Annotated in this window: 3 protein-coding genes; 1 reads left to right on the top strand and 2 read right to left on the bottom strand. The window is 57.8% G+C overall.

The features are described from left to right. Positions 1 to 236, top strand: a 236-nt coding sequence (locus JNN07_29410; protein MBL9171885.1) for an RtcB family protein, incomplete at its 5' end; no start/stop codon positions are given. A 160-nt stretch (positions 237 to 396) separates the two neighbouring features. On the opposite strand, the gene JNN07_29405 is transcribed toward JNN07_29410, so the two are convergent. Next, on the bottom strand, positions 397 to 1,695 hold the full coding sequence (locus JNN07_29405; protein ID MBL9171884.1) for a TniQ family protein: 1,299 nt from the start codon (positions 1,693 to 1,695) through the stop codon (positions 397 to 399). 745 nt (positions 1,696 to 2,440) lie between these two features. Next, positions 2,441 to 2,791 (bottom strand): hypothetical protein (locus JNN07_29400; protein MBL9171883.1); only part of this gene is annotated, 351 nt, incomplete at its 5' end.

The raw sequence follows: 2,791 nt of genomic DNA, 5'->3' as shown, positions 1-2,791 counted from the left end.
GTTTCTGCTCCAGCGCCCACGGCGCTGGCCGGCGCATGAGCCGCACGGCGGCGACCAAGCGCTTCACCGAGGCCGACTTCGCACGTCAGACCGAAGGGGTGATCTGCCGCAAGGACAAGGGAGTGGTCGATGAGATTCCCGGCGCGTACAAGGACATCGACGAAGTGATGGCCAACCAGCGCGACCTGACCGAGATCCTGCATACCTTGAAGCAGGTGGTGTGCGTGAAGGGGTAGGTGTGGTCTGCACGTTTGTGGGCGCCAGAGGTCGCTGAGCGCGCCTGCATGTTGTTGAACGACCTGCCGCTGTGCCCACATTGTGGTGGCGTTGCTCGTTTTGCGATCCTGTGTAGAACTCCACAGAAGTTCGAGTGGCAGCGATACGCGAACGGCTAGGTTAGCTCCGGCGAATCAAGGGCACGAGGAGGTCAAGGTCAAACCGGAGCAGATCCACGAGGTCCGTGACCGACGCGCCAGCTGAAGTGCAAGCCGACTCGATGTTCGCGCCAGCTTTGAAAGACAGTAAGGCCGCCCGGTTGCGTGCCTTTCCGATAAGGCTCGCCGGTGGAAGATTTAACCGCAACAAGAGTAATCTTATCCAGGTGCACGAGCCCCCAAGTAGCTTTGCCATCGCCGCATTGCTGAAATTTGAACGTACATAGGCCTCGGCGACTTCAGTTGCCGTGTAAGCCCCGGCCGGTTTGCTCCCAATTGGACGCGAGCGCTTTGTGCAAACTTTCAATGACTCTGGTGCCTCCTGCGCGTTGGTCAAGTCCGATAACGCCTCGTCCGCGTCATCGTAAAGAACCGCCAGCGCGAGGGCATAGGCCTCGGGTCGGCAGATGATCCCAGGCTTCATCACCCCGTCCATGGACGCAGCGAAGACTCCTGACGTTGTCTTTTGGCTGAAAAAGGACGGGAGAAGGCGAGCGATCCAGTCCTTCGGCACTGTCTCGAGTACCAAGTCAGAAAGAATCTTCCGACTTCCCCATAACGCCCTTCGCAGGCCTTGTTGTTTCGCACGGGCCGCAATTATGCGGCTGGCGTGTCTCATGGGCATGCTCTCGCATCTCGCCATCAGCGCCGTTGAGACGGCAGCGTACCGTTCTAAAACCTCATTCTGCGGGCCAGGGCATTCCGTTGAATCTGATGGAGCAGCCGTCCAAGAGAATCTCTGGATTCGGGAGATGTGGCGAGTGTCGAAACCCGTAGAGATCAGTGGTTGCGCATGCTTCTCGCACCATTCGACCCCAGGGATGTGGTGACTTACCCGTATGAACGGAAATCCCCAATATGCTAGGTCTTCTTGCTTGCAGGCATCGCAGACCCTGAACGATGCCACTTTGACCCGGAGTGCTTCATAACGTAGGTGGTTGTCCCGATTTTCGCCATGGGAATGGGGTGTCGCGCCGGACGTGAAGGCCTGCTGGAAGGGCAGGAGCGTGTGAAACTGTAGGAACTCCGAAACGTCCACATCCGCGATCCATGCGAGAAACTCCGCCTTGGGGACTTTGGGGTCAACTAAACCAGCGGCGGATACTGCAGCGACCAAGGAATCGAGAGAGTTGGCTTCGTTCAGAACCAGGACGCGCAGTGCGTAACTGTGTGCAAGTTCATCGGGCAGGATGGTTGGACGCTGCAGCCATCGCGGATATAAGTTCCTGGCGACGAAGCGTACGGCATCCTGGACAATCATTTCGGATCGCCGGTCTTGTAGAGTGTAAGCAACGGCGCTAAAGATCGGATGACTGCCCCAAGCGCCCGTGCCTGTTCTTCCGAACCATCCCAGATAGATGCGATCGCGCTGACCAGTTCCTGGTTCTGTGCCACTCGGTGTGTCGAGATGGGGCTCTTCCGGCTAACCACATATGCGCATATACGCCGATAAGCTTTGGCGGTCGGAGAAACCGCTCCTGACAACACACGGCTGACATGAGGTTGTGTCACGCCCGTCGCCAAGGCGATCTCGTCCTGATGTATGCCCATTGACCTGACGAGTCGAGAGAGTTCCTCGATGGACAAGGTAGATTCAGTCCCGTGCATGGCCACAAAATACATAAAAGTATATGCGGATGCAAGGGGTATCTATCCCTTCATGAGCCTGCTATCGATCACCAAGGATCGATCCACTCCACGAACCGCGTATAGAGCACGGACATGGTTATGCTTTGGTCGGGCGATCGGAGAGCGATACGGATCAACTGACCCGTGGCGCTCTGGGCGAATTTCGGATTCGGGCATCCTTCGCAAGGAATCGGTTAGCCAACATTGCATGGACCACTCAAGGAGTGGGGTTCCGGTTGGGCCCGCGATGGTATTTTGGCTGCCGACCTTCAGAGCCTGACGTTTGGCGAAGCGGGGGAGGGTCTTCCCGGTACCGGGGGTTTACACAGGCGCTGACTCAGGCTGGGAAACTCATATTGCCGGCCGACGCGCGCTATTCAGTTAGCGGCTCTGAGGTCGCGTAGGTCGTCTAGAAGGCTTTCGATGTATTTCCGGGATTCGGGGAGGCGCTCAAGGCGTGGTTTAAATGGCAGCTTGGGCAGTCGCCGGAGGATTGCAGGCGCCTTTAGAATCTCATTGGCGGACAATTCCAGGCTCTCGGCGACGATCTGCAAGGCCGCCAGGCATTGTGCGTCGCGTCCGGACCAGTCGACCCGAGGGACACGCTTGTGTTCAGCCATGCCAGTGCGTACGGATTTTCGAACTCGACTGCGCAGCCATAGTCGGTCATGGCGAAGGAGCCAACTGTATCCGATTCCAGTGGTCGCCCGGACGACTGGCATCGTTGC

It is taken from the genome of Verrucomicrobiales bacterium, from assembly GCA_016793885.1.
Classification (GTDB): Bacteria; Verrucomicrobiota; Verrucomicrobiia; order Limisphaerales; family UBA11320; genus UBA11320.
This window is presented reverse-complemented; position numbering and strand designations above follow the sequence as displayed.